Raw genomic sequence first — 17,506 nt, 5'->3', positions numbered from 1 at the left:
TGGCGGGGGCTTGCTTGTTCTGTGCGCTGGGCCACGTCAGCGGTGTGCGGTGGCCAGGGCTGGGGTCAGCGATGCGACGGTGTCTGTGCCGGCTCGTCATCCAGCGCGCGGGCCGGGGCAGCAGGGTGCTGGGCGACGATTCGGCTCCTGCCGGAGGTGCCGTGGACGGCGAGGGCGATGAGCGGGAGCAGGGTGAGTACGGCGATGACGGTGCCGACCAGGGGTGGGCCGGTCAGGCCGAGGGAGGAGTCCAGGGCTGCGCCCGCGATGAAGGATCCGCCGGCCACGCCGACGTTGAAGGCGGAGGTGGTCAGCGCGGAGGTGAGGGTGGGGGCGTCGCCGGCGAAGCGCATGGCGAGCGCCGTGACGACGGGGTTCACCGCGAAACCGGTCAGGCCCATGAGGAAGACCAGGATCGTGGCCGTGACCGCGTTGGTGGACAGCGGGATCATCAGGAACAGGACCAGGGCGGTGGCCGCGGCGGCGGTGATGGTGGTGGCCATCGGACGGCGCTCACCCAGACGGCCGCCGGTGGTGGTGCCGCCCAGGGCGCCGACGCCGAAGGCGATGAGGACGAACGGGACGACGCTCGCCGGAATGCCGGCGCGGTCGGTCAGCAGCGGGGTGACGTAACTATAGGTCGCCAGGACACCGCCCATGATCAGCATGGCGGCGCTCAGCGCCAGCCACAGCCGGCCCTGGCGCAGGGCGCCGAACTCGGCGCGCAGCGAGACGTTCGCGCGTTGTTCCTGGGTGGGGATGAAGCGGCCGATGAAGACGGCGGCGAGCGCGGAGAGGGCGGCCAGGGCCCAGAACGGGCCGCGCCAGCCGATGAACTGGCCGGCGAAGGAGCCGATGGGTACGCCGACGACGTTGGCCAGGGTCAGGCCGCCGATCATGACGCCGGTGGCGCGGGTGGCCCTCTGCGGGCCGGCGGAGGTGGTGGCGACGACGAATCCGACGGACCAGAACGCTCCGGTGGCCAGCGCGGTGACGAAGCGGGCGGCGAGGACGACGGTGAAGGAGCTGCTGAGGGCCGCCACCACGTGACCGAGGCTGAAGACGGACAGGGCCAGGATCAGCGTCTGGCGCTGGGGCAGGCGCAGGGTGGCCAGGGCCATGGTCGGCGCCCCGATGATCATGCCGACGGCGAAGGCGGTGATCAGTAGCCCGGCCTGGGAGGTGCTCACACCGAGGCCGGTGGACAGTTCGGGTAGCAGTCCGGCGATGACGAACTCGGTGGTGCCCATCAGGAACGTGCCGGCGGCGAGCACCCAGACGACGAAGGGGAGCTTGCCGGGGGTGGTCCCGGATGTGGAAGGCATACGGGTGGACTCTCCTTGAGCGGAATGGCGGAGTGGCAGATCGGAATGCGGTCAGGCCACGGGGATGGGAAGGCCGCCAGAGCGGACGGCGGCCACCTGTTCAAAGGTTCCACGGCCGAAGGGGGACGAAAAGGGGGGAATGCTCTCCCCTTCTGGGGCGCCGGCCGCCTGCTTGCGGTGGCTGTCGGCCGGGTCAGGGGGCGACTTCGATAGTGATGTGTTTGGCATTGGCGAGCCGTTGGGCGTCGCTGTCGTCGACGTGGCCGAGGATGATCAGGTCGGCGGAGGCGGAGCCGCCGTCGCGGTAGAACAGGGCCATGTTGCCCCAGGGCGCGTAGTAGGCCAGGTCGCCTGCCTTCACTGCGGCCGGGTCCGGGGCATCGGAGATGTCCAGCTTGCGCGACAGGTAGGCGATTCGCTCCGTCTGGTGGAAGTCCTCCAGATCGAGGCTGAGCGGGAGCAGGGAGGCGAAGTCGCGGGCTACGGCGTTGTCGTTGAGGGTGGCGTCGACCGGTTGGCCGTCGATGGTGACCTGGATGTTCATGGCGGTGTTCCTGTCGGACGATGCGGTGGCTGTCGGGCGGGTTGGTGTCTGGTGCCGTACGGAAGGGGACGACGCGGAGGGCGTGGAGGAGGTGGCGGGCGAGTTGTCGGTGCAGGCGGTGACGGCAAGCAGCAGGGCTGCGGCTGCGGCGCTGCGGGCCGCCCAGGTCGGGAGGGTGGTCGGCATCACGGGGCGTCCAGGGGTTCAGTCGGGCAGGGGCTCGGAGTAATGGCGGAAGCCGTTGCGCTCGCGGTGGATGTCGTACAGACGCCGGGCCAGGGCGTCGGGGCTGCTGTGCTCGGCGTCGGGCCGGATGGCGCCGGGGACGATCAGCTGGGCGACGTGGATGTCCTGCGAGGCGAGCGTGTCGTGGAGCATGCGGGCGTAGGCGCTTTCGGCGGCGAAGGCGATCGAGGTGCCGGCGACGTTCGGGTTGGGTCGTACGGCGCTGGAGCCGTTGACGAACAGCAGGGTGCCGCGGCCGAGGTCGCGCATGCCGGGCAGGACGGCGTTCACGGCGGTGACGGGGCCCTTGACGGAGAAGGCGAGGGGGGCGTCGAGGTCGTCGGCGCCGGTGTCCAGGACCGGCTTCATGAAGTCCGCCCGGGGCACGGGGCTGAACTGGAGGATCTCAACGGTTCCCAGCGAGGTGCCGGCCGCGTACAGGGCCGTGGTCAAGGACTCGATGTCGAGGACGTCGGCGGCGAAGCCGCGGGCCTCGATGCCGTCGCGGGCCAGCTCGGCCGTGAGGTCGTCCAGCTTCTGGGCATTGCGGGCGATGAGGGCGACGGAGTGGCCGGCGCTTCCGAAGCGGCGGGCGGTGGCGAGCCCGAGGCCGGGTCCGGCACCGATGAGAGCGAAAGTGGTCACGGTGAGTCCTTGGTGGGGAGGGGTAGCGCAGGGGCCGGGCTTCGGATGCCCGGCCCGAGTGGCGGGACGGTTTACGGTCAGGGCTTCAGAAGGGCCTTGATGGCGCGGCGCTCGTCCATCGCCTTGTAGCCCTCGGCGACCTGGTCAAGGGGCAGGGTGAGGTCGAAGACCTTGCCCGGGTTTATCCGGCCGGTCAGGACCCGGTCGATCAGGTCAGGCAGGAAGCGGCGCACCGGGGCGGGGCCACCCCGCAAACCGACCTGGGAGAAGAACAGCTCCTGCCCCTCAACCGCAACGTCATGCGGGACGCCGACGAAGCCCACATTGCCGCCGGGGCGAGCGGAGTGCAGGGCCTGCCGCATGGACTCGGCGGTGCCGACGCACTCCAGGACCGAGTCGGCACCGATACCGCCGGTGAGGTCCTTGACGCGGGCGATACCTTCGTCGCCGCGCTCGCTGACGATGTCGGTGGCGCCGAACTCCAGGGCGAGCTTCTGCCGGGACTCGTGGCGGCTCATGGCAATGATCCGCTCCGCCCCGAGCTCCTTCGCGGCGATGACACCACACAAGCCGACCGCGCCGTCGCCGACGACGACGGCGGTGGAGCCGGGCTTCACCTCGGCGGCGAGGGCGGCGTACCAGCCGGTGCCCATCACATCCGAGACGGCCAGGAGACCAGGCACGAACGCGGCGTCCGGGTGCTCGTCGGTGGCAACCAGCGTGCCGTGGGCGTTGGGGATCCGCACGTAGTCGGCCTGGCAGGTACTCATGAACTCGCGGTGCAGACAGGAGGACTGCCAGCCGTTCAGGCAGTTCGGACAGGTGTTGTCCGAGGTGGCGAACGACCCGACGACGAACTGGCCCGGCTTGACGTGGGTGACCTCGCTGCCGACCTCCTCGACGATGCCGACGTACTCGTGTCCCATCGGGTGGGGCTCGTCCACTGGCTCCGCGCCACGGTAGGGCCACAGGTCCGAGCCGCACACGCAGGTGGCGACCGTGCGGATGACGGCGTCCGTCGGGCGGCTGATCTTCGGGTCGTCCAGGGTCTCGAAGCGCACGTCGCCGGGGGCGTGAATGACTGCTCCGCGCATGATGGATGTTTCCTTTGGTCCGAGGGTCTGGAACCGCAGCCGGAAATCTGGGACGACTGCTCGGAATCGAGCCTCGCATGCGTGGGCGGGCGCGAAAAGCGGAGGAATCTATCCGGGGAGAGGAACATCCAGGGAGAAAATTCTCCCCCCTTCCCAGGGTGCGATCGATGTAATGCTGGGAAGCATGACCAGCGATGTCGCCCCGAATGAAATGGGAGAATTCCTCAAGAAGCGCCGCTCACAGCTGAGCCCGCCCACGGTCGGACTCCCGTCGACCAGCCGACCCCGCCGGGTGGACGGGCTGCGCCGTGAGGAGGTCGCCCAGCTCGCCTCGATCAGCACGGACTACTACACGCGTCTTGAGCAGGGCCGTATGCAGGCGTCTGCTCCTGTGCTGGACGTCCTCGCCCGCGTACTCCACTTGGACGACGACGAGCGGGACTATCTCTTCCAGCTCGCGGGCAGGGCTACTGTACGTACCCGCCGCCGTAGCGTGCAGAAGGTCCAGCCGCAACTGCAGCGGGTGCTGCAGGACCTCACCTCCGTCCCAGCCATGGTCCAAGGGCGGCGCGGTGACATTCTGGAGTGGAACGCGCTGGCGGCCGCGCTGATCACCGACTTCTCCCGTATTCCGGAGAAGCACCGCAACTACCCGCGGCTCATCTTCACCGAGCCGGCGATGCGCAGCCTGTACGCCGACTGGGAGGGCTCGGCGCGGATCGCCGTGGCGCAGCTGCGGATGGAGGCGGCGAAGCATCCCGAGGACCCCCGTCTGATCGCGCTTGTCGGTGAACTGTCCATGCGCGACCAGCAGTTCGCCCAGTGGTGGGGCGATCACCGCGTCGCCGCCCGCACCGTGGGCACCAAGACCCTGATCCATCCGGTCGTGGGCGAGGTCACCCTCGACTGCGACACCTTTACCGCCAGCACCGACCTCGATCAATACATGACGGTCTGGACCGCCGCCCCGGGATCTCCCGCGCATGACCAGCTGGGAATCCTCGCCTCGTGGGCCGCCGACCACGACTTTCCGGCCTTGTCAGGATGGGAAGCATGACCAGCAACGTTCCTCTCAACGAACTCGGCGAATTCCTCAAGAAGCGCCGCTCCGAACTGAGCCCGCGCACAGTCGGGCTGCCGGAGACGGGCGGCCCCCGCCGGGTGGACGGGCTGCGCCGGGAGGAAGTCGCCCAGCTGGCCTCGATCAGCACGGACTACTACACGAGGCTTGAGCAGGGCCGCATGCAGGCGTCCGCCCCTGTGCTGGACATCCTCGCCCGCGTCCTGCATCTGGACGACGACGAGCGGGGCTATCTGTTCCAGCTCGCGGGCAGGACCACCACCCGCACCCGGAGCCACGGCAGGCAGAAGGTCCAGCCCCAACTGCAACGCGTACTGGACGACCTCACCGCCACCCCGGCCATCGTGCAGGGGCGGCGCGGGGACATCCTGGCGTGGAACGCGCTGGCCGCCGCGCTGGTCACCGACTTCTCCCAGGTACCGGAGAAGCACCGCAACTACCCCCGGCTCATCTTCACCGACCCGGCGATGCACACCCTGTACGCCGACTGGGAGGGCTCGGCGCGGATCGCCGTGGCGCAGGTGCGGATGGAGGCGGCGAAGTATCCCGAGGATCCCCGCCTCATCGAGCTGGTCGGTGAACTGTCCACACGCGACAAGCAGTTCGCCCAGTGGTGGGGCGACCACAAGGTCGCCGGCCGCACCGTGGGCACCAAGACCCTCAACCATCCGGTCGTCGGCGAACTCGTCCTGGACTGGGACACCCTCACCGCCAACACCGACCCCGACCAGCACCTCACCGTCTGGACCGCCGCCCCCGGTTCCCCCACCCACGAACGGCTGCGCATCCTCGCCTCCTGGGCCGCCGACCAGAACCTGTCACCCTCTTCGTCCCTCCGCTGACCGGGTGACGCACCTACACCGAGGTTGACCCCGCCGGGCTGTACCCCACGCTCGGTCGATCCGCGGGCGTGACCTGCTGCTCACGTGTGGGACGAGCCGAGAGCCGCGTCAGGCAATGTCCTGAGTGCCGCACCCGATCGGCTGGACTGCGGCAGCTGCTCGAGGCTGAGGCGGGGGAGTCTCGGAGCGGGTGGCGCGCATCAACGCGAGTACGGCCAGGGGCACGAGGGTGAGGGCGACCGCCACGGTGCCGACCATCGGGGGCCCTGCCTGCTCCAGCGGTGAGGTCAGGGCGATGCCCGCCGTCCAGGAGCCGATGGCGATACCCACGTTGGGCGCCGAGCCGCTGAGGCCGGAGACGAGGTTGGGCGCGGAACTGGAGAAGCGCAGGGCCAGCGCGCCGAGCACCGGGGTTGCGGCGAAGCCTGCCAGCCCCATCAGTGTCACCAGAATGACGGCCGCCACGGGGCTCGTGGAGAGAAAGGTCAACAACAGCAGGACCAGCGTGGTCGTGGCAGCGGAGGTGATGAGCGTGGCAAGGGGGCGACGGTCGCCCAGGCGCCCGCCGGCCGTGGTGCCCAGCAGGGCTCCCAGGCCGTAGCCGGTCAGGACCATGGGTACGGCTCCAGCGGGGATGCCGGCCCGTTCGGTGAGCAAGGGCGAGATGTAGGTGTACGTCGCCAGGACACCGCCCATCAGCAATGTCATGGCACTCAGCGTCAGCCAGACCCGCACATCCCGCAGCGCGGCGAACTCGGCCCGGACGGACGGCGGTTCGTGCCGCTCGTCGGCAGGGATGTACCGGCCGATGACCGCCGCCGCCCCGGCCGACAGCACGGCCAGCACCCAGAACGGCCCGCGCCAGCCCGACAACTGCCCCAGCCACGCACCTAGTGGTACGCCGGCCACGGTTGCCACGGTCAGACCCCCCAGGAGCATGCCCAGAGCTCGTGACGTAGCTGCCGGCCCCGCCGCGGTCGTGGCCACGACCGCGCCGACGCACCAGAAGGTCCCGGTGGCCAGTGCGGTCACCACACGGGCCGCGAGCACCAGCGCGAAGGACGAACTGAGCGCGGCGGCCAAGTGGCCGAGGGAGAAGACGACGAGCGCGAGGATCAGTGTGGAGCGCCGCGGCAGGCGCAGCGTCGCGATAGCCATCACCGGCGCCCCAACGATCATGCCTGCCGCGAACGCCGTGATCAGCAGACCTGCCTGAGACACGCTGACATGCAGATCGCCGGCGATCTCGGGCAGCAGGCCCGCGATGACGAATTCGGTGGTGCCCATGAGAAATGTCCCGACGGACAGCACCAGGACGACGAAGGGCAGCTTGCGGGATCGGCCGTCGGGTGTGGGTGGCATTCGGTTGCATTCTCTTTTCAGGCGACACGCGACCGCTGCGGGGCGGGGACGCCGTAGAGCATCGCACCGCACGGGCGTTCTGTGAGGGGGAGGAATTTCTCCCTGCTTCGTGGCGGAGCGGCGAGTGATCTTTCTTTTCGACAGCTGCCGCTTCACGGGATGAAAAACTCACTTGTTCCGGCAGAGACGTGGCAGCGGTGCGCCAGCCACCCAGGTATTGGAGGGGCCAGAGACCAGCAGCACAGCCTGCGTCCTGGGGCTGTGCCCGTTTCCGTGGCGCCTTGCCGGCCGTCGGCCAGGATCTGCCGCCTCTTCCCTCAGCCGACCGTGGTCGGACTTCAGTGGGGGAAGCGGCCGGTGGATCGGTCCGGTGGCCTGGGACAGGGGCAGCCCCGTGACTCGGTCGGTGTGGGCGATGATCTCCGTGGGGATGGAGAAAGCAGTCTCCTCGGCGGTGTGGGCCCCGAGGCCGATACAGGCGGGGAGTTGGTCCTCGGCAACGTCGGCCTTGCTCAGCAGGCGGAGACGTTCGTCGTGGGTGCGCCGGGAAAACCCATCGCGCCGACATAGCCCACCGGCAGGTCGAGGGCGAGCTGCATCAGCGGGATGCCGAATTTGGCGTCGTGGGTGAGGACGCAGACGGCGGTGCGAGAGTCCACGGCCGTCTGAGGCAGGTAACGGGGATGTCCTGTGTGCCGTGGAGGAGCAGGAACGGCGGCGCCTCGGCGGTGACGTAGGTAATGGGGCTCGCGGCCCGTTTCGCCTCGCAAGCGTGGCTTCCCAGGAACGTGCCGACGATGTCGTACGGGAGGCCGGGTTCCAGGGGTTCGGCGGATGCCGGTTCCTCGTCTAGCTCGGAGTCCAGGTCGGACAGCCCGTACCCGTCCACGCAGACCCGCACCGAGCTGTCCGGCCCCAGCACGCCCACCTCGCCTTCCAGTTCCGGCAGCCCGCCGGTCAGGGCGGCCATCGCGGCCAGGTGCCCGCCGGCCGACTCGTCCCAGATGCCGATCCGGTGCGGATCCAGGTCGAGGTGACCCGCGTAGTGGCGCAGGTAGCGGATGGCGGCCTTGGTGTCGTGCAGCTGCGCGGGAAACGGGGCCTCGGCGGAGATGCGGTAGTCGATGCGCGCTTCGCTGCTATGTAGACGGCCTGGCCCTTGAAGCTCCTGCTGCCAGTGCCGTGGCCTGGTCTGGGGCCACGGCGACGTGATCGTCACGGCGCCTCGACTTTGGTGGAGTTGAGGCGCCGTCGGCCATCTGACGTCAGACGCGATAAGGGGCCGCGGTGTGGTCGCGGCCCCTTCCTTTATGGGCCTGTGGGTCAGCGACGGTCCATCACGGTGCGGGATGCGTTGGCGAGGTCGGTGGGGACTTTGGTGTGTGTCTGGCAGCCGGCGTCGGCGCCAGGCGCCTTGACGGTGTCGGGGTAGGCGCAGATGGTCCGCTGGACGTTTGCGGCGGTGTCGTTCTGGTTGAAGGACTTGGGCGCTTTTCCGTGTTCGGTCCAGGCTTGGAGGGCGTCGAGGAGTTGGGACATGGCGGGGGCTGAGCCGGTGAGGGCCGGGGGCTCATGGCCGATGTTGGGGAAGTAGAAGGTCCGTACGAAGGAGCGGGTGCCCTGGACGCCGTATCGGTCGAAGAGGCGTTGCTGGTAGTTGTAGGAGCCGAAGGGCACGATCAGGGGGTCGTTGGTGGGGACGTAGTAGAGGATTTTGCCCTTGTTGTGGCGGACGTCGGTCAGGTCGGTGCTGTCGGTCGAGGCGGTTCCCGCGAACTTGCGGTAGGCGGCTTGGAAGGTCTGGGGGAAGTTGGTGGTGGTCAGGTGGGAGCGCCAGTCGTAGGTGGCGTCCTGCTTGAGCCAGTGGCGGATCCAGGTGTCGATCATCGGGCTCATGTTGTTGCCGCCGGGCAGCAGGGTGGAGAAGGAGGTTCCGCGGGTGATGCCGCCCCACAGGCGACCACCGTGCGCGTCGCGTGGGCCGTCCCAGATGAGGTTGACGGCCTTGGCCTCCTGAGGGGTCAGGTCCTTGACGTTGCGGGCGTCGTAGGTGCAGCGGCGGGGTTCGGCGATGACACTGTCCTTGACGCCGTCCTGGCTGTCGCAGGCGGTGATGGCGGCGGCGTTCGCGGCGTCGCTCTTGGCGGGTGTCAGGCCTTTTGAGCCGAGCAGTTCGTTGACGACGATGGCGGGCCAGGCTTCCGCGACGGGGAAGCGGTTCCAGTTCATGGCGGGGAAGCCGATGAGGAAGCCGTCGTAGAGATCGCCGTGGTTCTGGGCCATCTGCCAGCCCTGTCGGCCGCCGGTCGATGCGCCGACCCAGTAGTTCCTGCGGGCCTTTTCGCCGTAGTAGTTCTTGGTGAGTTTGAGGGCCCAGGTCGTCTGGGCGTATTCGCTGCGGTCGATGAAGTCTTTGACCTGCGAGGTCAGTAGTTTGCCGCGGGGGTCGAGGACGAAGCCGCCGCCGATCAGGCCGCAGTCCGGCTGGGCGTTGGTGAGACCGGTTTTGGGGTTGGTGGCGTTGCACCAGGCCTGGTTGTGGCCGGTGTCGGTGTTCGAGCCGACCTCGCCGCGTTGCAGGGGGAAGGAGAGGTCGGAGATGATTCCCTGGTAGCCGCCGCCGCCGATGTTGAGGACGCGTCCGTTCCAGGCACCGGCCTCGGTTCCGCCCTCGCCGCCGTCGGCGTCGTTGAGGGGGAGAACGACCCGGATGTTGATAGCGCGTTCCGGTGTCAGGTCGACCTGGCAGTGGGCGGGTACGTCGGGTGTTGCGGAGACGACCTTGGACGTCGCCGACTTGACCTCATGCTTCTTCAGCAGACCAGAGGCGAGATCGGAACACGCAGCGCTCCGTGGAGTAGTGGCAGTCGCGTCGGCGGGCGTGACCAGCGTCCAGAGCGAGACCGAGGCAGCGGCCAGGGCGCCGCCGGCCAGCAGCCAGCGAGAGCTTCGGCTCCTGTGGGATCGAGGATGTGGGGATTGCTGCATCAGAAGCCTTTCTGAGATGACTCCAGCAAATGACGACAACTCAGCCGTCACAGGCGTGGGATGGAATCGTGTGGCGCTCTGTGGCACGGCAGCGAGAATGCTCTTCCGAAGTGGCGTGACGGGCGTCAGACGACGCTGTCGAGGAGATGCGGGCCAGCCTGTGGAGTCTGCGCGTGCCAGTCCCCGTTGGATTGTTTGGGCTGGGAGGGGAGGGGCAAGAGCCGTGGAGGTAGTGCTGGTCATCGGGCTTCCCAGGCCGGGCCTCCCGCCGGGTGGCCTGTCAGCGGGCACCGTCGGCCGACTGCCGCATCACGCAGCAGGCCTGGTGGTGGACACGCTTCCGTCAGCGATTAGCCGGTGCCGCCAGGACTGGTGACAGCACTTCTGCAGATCATCAACGTCAGGGGCAAAAGAGTCCTACCGGCCCCGGGGGCCACGAGCCCGAACCGGGCTCTACGAGGAAGGTGCTTGTGATCGTTGAGCTGCGGCCCGGGGTTCACGCGAACGCACTACAGTCCGCAGCCGGGGATCACCCGAGGTTCTTGGTGAAGAACTCCGACAGCTTGTCGAACGGGATCAGATCCGTTTTGTCGTACAGGTCCACATGGCCGGCGTCGGGAACGACGTGGAACTCCTTGGGCTCCGCCGCCAGTTCATAGGCGTCCTCGCTGAAGTAGCGTGAGTGAGCGTGCTCTCCCACGACGAACAGGATGGGCCGTGGCGAGATCGTCTTGATGTGAGTGAGCAGCGGGAAGTTCATGAACGACATCATGCTCGTCATCGTGAACTGGGTGATCGAGTTGGGGTGGTAGCCCCGTGGGGTGGAGTAGAACTCGCCGAACTCGCGGCCGATGGGGTCGGTTGTGTCGTCGAACCCGATCGGCGCTCCACGCGGTGCCAGCACGGGGCCATAGCCCTCGAAGTCCACGTATCGCTGTTGCGCCATCGCGTCCAGCATGCCGTTTCGCGCCTCGTCGGTGAGCGAATCCTGCCAACCCTTCGAGGCAGCCCGGGAGATGTCGTACATGACGACGGTGGCGACCGCCTTGAGGCGCCGGTCGACCTGTGCGGCACTGAGCAGAAATCCGCCGCTGCCGCACATGCCGATCCCACCGATGCGCTCCCGGTCGACGAAGGGACGTGTGCCGAGGTAGTCCACCGCTGCGCTGAAGTCCTCGACGAAGAGGTCAGGGGAGGCGACATGACGTGGCGCGCCACCGCTGTAGCCGTTGTACGACGGGTCGAACGTGAGGGCCACGAATCCGCGCAGGGCCAGATTCTGGGCGTAGATGCCGGGCCCCTGCTCCTTGACGCCACCGAACGGTGCGCCGATGACGATCGCCTTGTGCTGCTGGGACTCGTCGAAGTCCTTGGGCCGGTAGAGGTCTGCCGCGATGGTGATCCCGAACCTGTTCTGGTACGACACCGATGTGCGCGTGACGTTCTCGTCCAGGTCGAAGATGTAGTTGTCCGGGACTGGCATCGTTCTTGTCCTTCTTCCTGTGCGTATAGCCGTGAGGGGCGCTGCTGGCGGGCTCCGTGGGCCGGTGTGCCGTGCCGGCGTTGTCGGCCGAGTGCTCATAGTCGCGTACGCGCCACACAGTGCAGTCAACCGGCTCTCCGTGTTCGCAGGGAGTCTCTGGCAAGGGGTGTACTGGCAGTACACCCCTGCCAGCCTTAGTCGGGCGTACCGTGCAGTAGTGGACCATCGTGAAGAGATCCGCGAGTTTCTGATCTCGCGGCGAGCCAAGATCACACCTCAGCAGGCAGGGCTGCCCGCCGGTAGCAAGCGCCGCGTTCCCGGGCTGCGGCGCAGTGAGGTCGCCGCGCTGGCCGACGTCAGCGTCGAGTACTACGCCAAGGTGGAGCGCGGCAACCTCGCCGGCGTGTCCCCGGGCGTACTTGAGGCAATCGCCCGTGCGCTCCAGCTCGACGACGCCGAACGCGTGCACCTGCTCCACCTGGCCCAGGCAGCCGACGGCTCTGACACCCTTGCACGGCCCCGCCGCCGCGCTGCCAAGCAGTGGACCGCGCACCCGAGCCTGCAGTGGACCCTGGACGCCATCACCGCGGGACCCGCCTTCGTCGGCAACGGCCGTATGGATCTGCTTGTCATGAACCACCTCGCCCGCGCCTTCTATTGCGATCTGCCCACTGCCGGACAGCGGCCACCGAACCTCGCCCGGTACGCCTTCCTCGACCCCGCCGCGCAGCGCTTCTACGCAGACTGGGAGCAGGTCGCCGACCAGACCGTCGCCATCCTGCGCGTCCAGGCCGGCCGCGACCCCTACAACCGGGATCTTCACGACCTGGTCGGCGAACTGTCCACCCGCAGCGACGCATTCCGCACCCGCTGGGCCGACCACAACGTCCGCCTGCACGGCACCGGAGCGAAGCGGTTCCACCACCCGGTCGTCGGCGACCTCACCCTCTCCTGGGAGGGCCTGGAGATGATCGCCACACCCGGCCTCGCCCTCACCATCTACACCGCCGAACCCGGCTCACCCTCCGAGGAAGGGCTGCGTCTGCTCTCCTCTTGGGGCGCCACCCAGGAAACGGCCTCCTCGACGCCACCGCCCACGGTCGGCTGACGCGCCGGCCCGGCCGGCACCCGGGGCGCGATGCCCCGTGCGGGCGCAGCGGCCATGGCTCGTCACGCTGCCTCGGCTTGCCTTGTTTGGCATCCTGAGTCAGGTTTCCGCGAGCCGTGGAACGTTTCGGGAAAGTAATGCAGCTCGGTCTGGATACTTGCCTGGAGCAGCCGACGGGTGTATCTCAGACCTTTGCCGCGCAACCGGTCGAAGTCGCAGACGGCGACATACGCGGGGAGGCCGACTGGTGAGATCTCGGCGTGGACTGGCGCGTGCCACCTCGGCTTGTCAGTGAACGCACGCATCGATGGGTTCTCCAGCCAGTCGTCCACTTCTGAGATGCCGAGTAACTGGAAGCACGACGCCGGACCACCAAGACGAGGGGAGGGCGCAGATGGGCGAGTCCGTCCTGTCGCGGGCGGTGCGGATCCTTGAGGTGTTCACGCCCGATGAGCCGGCTCTCACCGTCTCCGAGATCTCGCGGCGCACGGGACTGCATCTGGCGACGGCGTCGCGACTGGTGGCTGAGCTTGTCACGCACGGGTTCCTGGCGCGGGATGCGGACCGCCGGGTGCGGATCGGCGTGCGGCTGTGGGAGCTCGGGACGCGAGCCTCGCCCACCCTGTCGCTGCGGGATACGGCGATGCCGTTCATGGAGGGTCTGCACGACGTGGTGGGGCACCACGTCCAGATCGGTGTGCTGGACGGCGGCGAGGTGCTGTTCCTGGAACGGCTCTCGGCGCCGGGAGCGATCATCAACTACACCCGCATCGCGGGCCGGCTGCCGCTGCACGTGTCCTCCAGCGGTTTGGTGCTGCTCGCCCACGGGCCAGTGGAACTGCAGGAACGCGTCCTGGCGGGTCAGTTGCGGGCCTACACACCGCACACCATCACGTCCCCCGCAGCATTGCGCTCCACTCTGGCCGCCGTCCGGCAGCAGGGATACGCGTTCTGCGCGGGCTACTTCCACGAGGACGCTCTCGGCATCGCGGCTCCGGTCCGCGACGGGCGGGGCGACGTCATGGCCGCCCTTTCGGTGATCGTGCCCAACGAATCCGGAGCCACCTCCGTCGTGCCCGTGGTGCGGGCGGCCGCGCGGGGCATGTCCCGTGCCCTGGCGGCTCGAGGAGCCCAGGGCCTCCCCGGCTGAACCGCTCGCAACTCGGTCTCTCACTGAATGAGAGTGCTGTCGCGCCACCTTCCCGCCCACGCGCATGCTTCCCGCAACCCCAACGACGGGAGGCGACGACGTGGTCGCAACTCTGGAGATCTCCGACAAGGAGACCGTGGCCGAGGGCGTGGTCGCGCTGACCCTGGGCCACCAGGCGGGCACACGGCTGCCGGACTGGACACCCGGCTCCCACATCGAACTGGTGCTGCCCGACGGGACCATCCGGCACTACTCGCTGTGCGGCAACCGGTGGGACGCGTACACGTACCGGATCGCGGTTCTGCGCGAGCCGCACGGCCGCGGCGGATCGGCGTACGTCCACGATGTACTGCGGCCGGGCGCGCGGGTCGGCGTCGGCGGTCCGCGCAACCACTTCCCGCTGGTGCCCTCGGAGAAGTACCTCTTCATCGCCGGTGGAATCGGTATCACGCCGCTACTGCCGATGGTCCAGCAGGCCGAACTGCTGGGTGCGGACTGGCAGTTGCTCTACGGCGGACGGACGCGGGCATCCATGGCCTTCGCCGAGGAACTGTCGGTTGCCTATGGCGAGCGGGTGCACCTCGTACCGCAGGACGAGTACGGACTGCTCGATCTCGACGCCTGGCTGGGAACTCCGGGTGCAGACACCAAGGTCTACTGCTGCGGTCCCGGTCCGCTGCTGGCCGGCGTGGAGGCCGCCTGCGCCGACTGGGCACCGTACACCCTGCGCACCGAGCGCTTCAGCGCCGCCGAACAGACCGCCCCGGTGCGCGGCACCCCCTTCGAGGTCGAGTTGCGGCGGACAGGACGCACCGTGACCGTGACCCAGGACCTCTCGGTCCTGGACGCGGTGCGCCGTGCCGGAGTGGACGTGCTCGCCTCCTGTGAGCAGGGCACCTGCGGCACCTGCCTCACCCCGGTCCTTCAGGGCCGGCCCGACCACCGCGATTCGATTCTCGCCGACCATGAACGGGCCGCCAACACCTGCATGTTCCCGTGCGTGTCCCGTTCCTGCGACGACCGCCTGGTCCTCGACCTCTGATCCGTCCCCGCCCGAGCCGTGCCCAGGAGCCGTCATGCCCGAATCCGCCGAGCGAGCCGCAATGGTGCCCATCTGCGACGCCGACCCCTTCGCCCCCTCCGTCCTTGAGGAGCCGGAAGAACTCCACCATGTGCTGCGGGATGCCGGGCCCGTGGTGTACCTGCCCCGGTACGACGTCCACGCCTTGGCCCGCTACAAAGAGGTGCACGCCGCCCTCCTGGACTGGCAGCACTTCGAGTCGGGTGCCGGGGTGGGGCTGGCCAACTTCCGCCACGAAGAGCCGTGGCGGCCGCCGAGCCTGCTGCTGGAGGCCGACCCGCCCCGGCACGATGCCCCCCGGCGAGTGCTGCGCGAGATCCTCGCTCCGCCGGAGCTCCGCCGCATGCGCGAGACATGGCAGGCCGCGGCGGAGGAGATGGTCGACCAACTCCTGAGCGAAGCAACGGAGTTCGACGCCTTCGCGCGACTGGCACGGGCGTTCCCGCTGAAGGTCTTTCCCGACGCGGTGGGACTCGGCCCCGACGGCCGGGAGAACCTCCTGCCCTACGGCAACATGGCCTTCAACGCCTTCGGTCCCCGCAACGACCTGGTGGCGGCGGATGCCCATCAGGTGGCCGAGCTGTCGGCATGGGTCAATGCCCAGTGCGCCCGCGAGGCACTTGCCGAGGACGGGTTCGGAGCACGTATCTGGAGCGCGGCCGACCGTGGTGACCTGACGCGCACCCAGGCGCCATTGGTGGTGCGTTCACTGCTCACCGCCGGCGTCGACACCACGGTGCACGGTCTGGCGGCCTGCCTGTACGCCTTCGCCACCCACCCCGAGCAGTGGCAACGGCTACGCGAGCGACCGGAGTTGGCGCGGGTCGCCTTCGACGAGGCGGTGCGCTGGCAGTCGCCGGTGCAGACCTTCTTCCGTACCGCCACCGCCGACATGACCATCGCCGGCACCGTCATCCCCGAGGGAACGAAGATCCTCATGTTCCTCGGCGCCGCCAACCGTGACCCCGCCCGCTGGACCGACCCGGACCGCTTCGACCTCACCCGCGATCCCTCCGGCCACGTCGGGTTCGGCATGGGCATCCACCAGTGCGTCGGCCAGCACGTCGCCCGCTTGGAGGCCGAGGCGCTGCTGACCGCACTGGCCCGCCGCGTCGAGAGGATCGAGTTCACCGGCACCCCGCGCCGGCACGTCAACAACACCCTGCGCGCCTGGGCTTCCCTACCCGTGCGCGTCCACCCCAGCGCCTGAGCCGAGAGGAACCACGAAATGCCGCAGCGCGTACGAGCCGTTGTCGCCCTGGCCAAGGGAGAACCGGTCACCCTCGAGACGATCGTCGTGCCGGACCCCGGTCCGGGTGAGGCCGTGGTGAAGGTGCAGGCCTGCGGGGTGTGCCACACGGACCTGCACTACCGCGAGGGCGGTATCAACGACGACTTCCCGTTCCTGCTCGGCCATGAGGCCGCCGGAATCGTGGAGTCGGTGGGGGAGGGCGTGACCGAGGTGGAACCGGGCGACTTCGTCGTCCTCAACTGGCGTGCGGTGTGCGGGCAGTGCCGCGCCTGTCGACGCGGCCGTCCCTGGTACTGCTTCGCCACCCACAACGCGACCCAGAAGATGACATTGGCCGACGGCACGGAACTCTCGCCCGCCCTGGGCGTCGGGGCCTTCGCCGAGAAGACCCTCGTCGCGGCCGGCCAGTGCACCAAGGTCGACCCGAAGGCATCGCCTGCTGCGGCGGGACTGCTGGGCTGCGGCGTGATGGCGGGTCTCGGCGCCGCGCTCAACACCGGCTCCGTCGGCCGCGGCGACTCGGTCGCCGTCATCGGCTGCGGCGGTGTCGGCAACGCCGCCGTGGTCGGCGCCCGGCTGGCGGGCGCGGCGCGGATCATCGCCGTGGACATCGACGACCGTAAGCTGACCACCGCTCGGTCGATGGGGGCCACGCACACCGTTAACTCCCTCGCGGCCGACCCGATCGAGGCCGTCCGTCAACTGACCGGAGGTTTCGGTGCCGATGTCGTCATCGACGCCGTCGGCCGCCCGGAAACGTACCGGCAGGCGTTCTATGCCCGCGACCTGGCCGGGACCGTGGTGCTGGTCGGGGTGCCGACCCCGGACATGAAGATGGAACTGCCACTGCTGGACATTTTCGGGCGCGGCGGGGCCCTGAAGTCGAGCTGGTATGGCGACTGCCTTCCCTCCCGCGACTTCCCCCTGCTCATTGACCTGTACCTCCAGGGCCGCCTGGACCTGGACGCCTTCGTCACCGAGACCATCCCCCTGGACGACGTCGAGAACGCCTTCGCCCGCATGCACAAGGGTGATGTGCTGCGCTCGGTGGTGGCGCTGTGACAGCCGCCCACATCCAGCGCCTGGTCACCTCGGGCACCTTCAGCCTGGACGGCGGCACCCGGAACGTCGACAACAACGTCTGGATCGTGGGCGACGACGAAGAGGTGATCGTCACCGATGCGGCACACGACGTCCCCGCCATCGCCGACGTCGTCGGAGAACCGAAGTGTGACGGCCCTCGTGTGCGACCACGGCCATGACGACCACATCGACGCCACGCCCGCCCTCGCTGAACTGACCGGGACGCCGATTCTCCGCCTTCCA

16 protein-coding genes and 2 pseudogenes are annotated in these 17,506 nt (G+C 68.8%); 8 read left to right on the top strand and 10 right to left on the bottom strand.

Annotated features, from left to right (window positions below; all coding sequences use genetic code 11):
• Positions 1 to 65: 65 nt before the first annotated feature.
• From ACW4TU_RS04260 to ACW4TU_RS04245, 4 genes are all read right to left on the bottom strand, one after another.
• A complete protein-coding gene (locus tag ACW4TU_RS04260) occupies positions 66 to 1,325 on the bottom strand; it encodes an MFS transporter (protein WP_457424772.1) in 1,260 nt (419 codons plus the stop codon).
• A gap of 193 nt (positions 1,326 to 1,518) precedes the next feature.
• Positions 1,519 to 2,055 carry a cyclophilin-like fold protein gene (locus tag ACW4TU_RS04255; protein WP_457424770.1) on the bottom strand — a complete coding sequence of 179 codons (537 nt, stop codon included), beginning with the start codon at positions 2,053 to 2,055 and terminating at the stop codon, positions 1,519 to 1,521.
• Positions 2,056 to 2,073: 18 nt separating this feature from the next.
• Complete coding sequence (locus ACW4TU_RS04250; RefSeq protein WP_457424768.1) at positions 2,074 to 2,739, bottom strand: SDR family NAD(P)-dependent oxidoreductase; 666 nt, start codon at positions 2,737 to 2,739, stop codon at positions 2,074 to 2,076.
• A gap of 77 nt (positions 2,740 to 2,816) precedes the next feature.
• A complete protein-coding gene (locus ACW4TU_RS04245) occupies positions 2,817 to 3,833 on the bottom strand; it encodes a zinc-dependent alcohol dehydrogenase family protein (protein ID WP_457424766.1) in 1,017 nt (338 codons plus the stop codon).
• 172 nt (positions 3,834 to 4,005) lie between these two features.
• Between ACW4TU_RS04245 and ACW4TU_RS04240 the strand changes: the two genes are divergently transcribed.
• Together ACW4TU_RS04240 and ACW4TU_RS04235 are read left to right on the top strand one after the other, a co-directional pair.
• On the top strand, positions 4,006 to 4,890 hold the full coding sequence (locus ACW4TU_RS04240) for a helix-turn-helix transcriptional regulator (RefSeq protein WP_457424764.1): 885 nt from the start codon (positions 4,006 to 4,008) through the stop codon (positions 4,888 to 4,890).
• Positions 4,887 to 5,756 (top strand): helix-turn-helix domain-containing protein, encoded by an 870-nt coding sequence (locus ACW4TU_RS04235; protein WP_457424762.1) that lies wholly within the window; start codon positions 4,887 to 4,889, stop codon positions 5,754 to 5,756. Before ACW4TU_RS04240 ends, ACW4TU_RS04235 begins: the two co-directional genes overlap by 4 nt.
• Before the next feature lie 108 nt (positions 5,757 to 5,864).
• Here the strand turns inward: ACW4TU_RS04235 and ACW4TU_RS04230 are convergent, their stop codons facing one another.
• From ACW4TU_RS04230 to ACW4TU_RS04210, 5 genes and pseudogenes are all read right to left on the bottom strand, one after another.
• Entirely contained in the window at positions 5,865 to 7,118 is a 1,254-nt protein-coding gene (locus ACW4TU_RS04230; protein WP_457424760.1) for an MFS transporter, read from the bottom strand.
• A 348-nt stretch (positions 7,119 to 7,466) separates the two neighbouring features.
• Positions 7,467 to 7,798 (bottom strand): annotated as a pseudogene (locus ACW4TU_RS04225) (XdhC family protein); the annotation flags it as partial.
• Complete coding sequence (locus ACW4TU_RS04220) at positions 7,717 to 8,337, bottom strand: alpha/beta hydrolase fold domain-containing protein (RefSeq protein WP_457424758.1); 621 nt, start codon at positions 8,335 to 8,337, stop codon at positions 7,717 to 7,719. The pseudogene ACW4TU_RS04225 and the gene ACW4TU_RS04220, both read right to left, overlap by 82 nt.
• Before the next feature lie 104 nt (positions 8,338 to 8,441).
• Complete coding sequence (locus ACW4TU_RS04215; RefSeq protein ID WP_457424756.1) at positions 8,442 to 10,106, bottom strand: tannase/feruloyl esterase family alpha/beta hydrolase; 1,665 nt, start codon at positions 10,104 to 10,106, stop codon at positions 8,442 to 8,444.
• A gap of 529 nt (positions 10,107 to 10,635) precedes the next feature.
• The gene (locus tag ACW4TU_RS04210) at positions 10,636 to 11,589 is read right to left on the bottom strand and encodes an alpha/beta hydrolase (RefSeq protein WP_457424754.1); all 954 of its coding nucleotides are present in this window, start codon (positions 11,587 to 11,589) and stop codon (positions 10,636 to 10,638) included.
• Between the two features lie 217 nt (positions 11,590 to 11,806).
• On the opposite strand from ACW4TU_RS04210, the gene ACW4TU_RS04205 reads away from it, so the two are divergent.
• Complete coding sequence (locus tag ACW4TU_RS04205; protein WP_457424752.1) at positions 11,807 to 12,697, top strand: helix-turn-helix transcriptional regulator; 891 nt, start codon at positions 11,807 to 11,809, stop codon at positions 12,695 to 12,697.
• 62 nt (positions 12,698 to 12,759) lie between these two features.
• Here ACW4TU_RS04205 and ACW4TU_RS04200 read toward each other — a convergent pair whose 3' ends face one another.
• On the bottom strand, positions 12,760 to 13,002 hold the full coding sequence (locus tag ACW4TU_RS04200) for an alpha/beta hydrolase fold domain-containing protein (protein WP_457430696.1): 243 nt from the start codon (positions 13,000 to 13,002) through the stop codon (positions 12,760 to 12,762).
• Between the two features lie 89 nt (positions 13,003 to 13,091).
• Between ACW4TU_RS04200 and ACW4TU_RS04195 the strand changes: the two genes are divergently transcribed.
• From ACW4TU_RS04195 to ACW4TU_RS04175, 5 genes and pseudogenes are all read left to right on the top strand, one after another.
• On the top strand, positions 13,092 to 13,847 hold the full coding sequence (locus tag ACW4TU_RS04195) for an IclR family transcriptional regulator (RefSeq protein ID WP_457424750.1): 756 nt from the start codon (positions 13,092 to 13,094) through the stop codon (positions 13,845 to 13,847).
• Between the two features lie 64 nt (positions 13,848 to 13,911).
• Positions 13,912 to 14,889 (top strand): PDR/VanB family oxidoreductase, encoded by a 978-nt coding sequence (locus ACW4TU_RS04190; RefSeq protein WP_457424748.1) that lies wholly within the window; start codon positions 13,912 to 13,914, stop codon positions 14,887 to 14,889.
• Positions 14,890 to 14,923: 34 nt separating this feature from the next.
• A complete protein-coding gene (locus ACW4TU_RS04185; RefSeq protein ID WP_457424746.1) occupies positions 14,924 to 16,138 on the top strand; it encodes a cytochrome P450 in 1,215 nt (404 codons plus the stop codon).
• A gap of 18 nt (positions 16,139 to 16,156) precedes the next feature.
• Entirely contained in the window at positions 16,157 to 17,242 is a 1,086-nt protein-coding gene (locus tag ACW4TU_RS04180) for an S-(hydroxymethyl)mycothiol dehydrogenase (protein ID WP_457424744.1), read from the top strand.
• Positions 17,239 to 17,494, top strand: a pseudogene (locus ACW4TU_RS04175) (MBL fold metallo-hydrolase); the annotation flags it as partial. The gene ACW4TU_RS04180 and the pseudogene ACW4TU_RS04175, both read left to right, overlap by 4 nt.
• Positions 17,495 to 17,506: the final 12 nt, after the last annotated feature.

The organism is Streptomyces kryoterrae, assembly GCF_054072135.1.
This window is presented reverse-complemented; position numbering and strand designations above follow the sequence as displayed.

Bases quoted from the DNA above. Each gene is read 5' to 3' on its own strand.
- ACW4TU_RS04260 (WP_457424772.1), bottom strand. From the start codon at position 1,325: ATGCCTTCCACATCCGGGACCACCCCCGGCAAGCTCCCCTTCGTCGTC.
- ACW4TU_RS04255 (WP_457424770.1), bottom strand. From the start codon at position 2,055: ATGCCGACCACCCTCCCGACCTGGGCGGCCCGCAGCGCCGCAGCCGCA.
- ACW4TU_RS04245 (WP_457424766.1), bottom strand. From the start codon at position 3,833: ATGCGCGGAGCAGTCATTCACGCCCCCGGCGACGTGCGCTTCGAGACC.
- ACW4TU_RS04240 (WP_457424764.1), top strand. From the start codon at position 4,006: ATGCTGGGAAGCATGACCAGCGATGTCGCCCCGAATGAAATGGGAGAA.
- ACW4TU_RS04235 (WP_457424762.1), top strand. From the start codon at position 4,887: ATGACCAGCAACGTTCCTCTCAACGAACTCGGCGAATTCCTCAAGAAG.
- ACW4TU_RS04230 (WP_457424760.1), bottom strand. From the start codon at position 7,118: ATGCCACCCACACCCGACGGCCGATCCCGCAAGCTGCCCTTCGTCGTC.
- ACW4TU_RS04215 (WP_457424756.1), bottom strand. From the start codon at position 10,106: ATGCAGCAATCCCCACATCCTCGATCCCACAGGAGCCGAAGCTCTCGC.
- ACW4TU_RS04210 (WP_457424754.1), bottom strand. From the start codon at position 11,589: ATGCCAGTCCCGGACAACTACATCTTCGACCTGGACGAGAACGTCACG.
- ACW4TU_RS04200 (WP_457430696.1), bottom strand. From the start codon at position 13,002: ATGCGTGCGTTCACTGACAAGCCGAGGTGGCACGCGCCAGTCCACGCC.
- ACW4TU_RS04195 (WP_457424750.1), top strand. From the start codon at position 13,092: ATGGGCGAGTCCGTCCTGTCGCGGGCGGTGCGGATCCTTGAGGTGTTC.
- ACW4TU_RS04190 (WP_457424748.1), top strand. From the start codon at position 13,912: ATGCTTCCCGCAACCCCAACGACGGGAGGCGACGACGTGGTCGCAACT.
- ACW4TU_RS04185 (WP_457424746.1), top strand. From the start codon at position 14,924: ATGCCCGAATCCGCCGAGCGAGCCGCAATGGTGCCCATCTGCGACGCC.
- ACW4TU_RS04180 (WP_457424744.1), top strand. From the start codon at position 16,157: ATGCCGCAGCGCGTACGAGCCGTTGTCGCCCTGGCCAAGGGAGAACCG.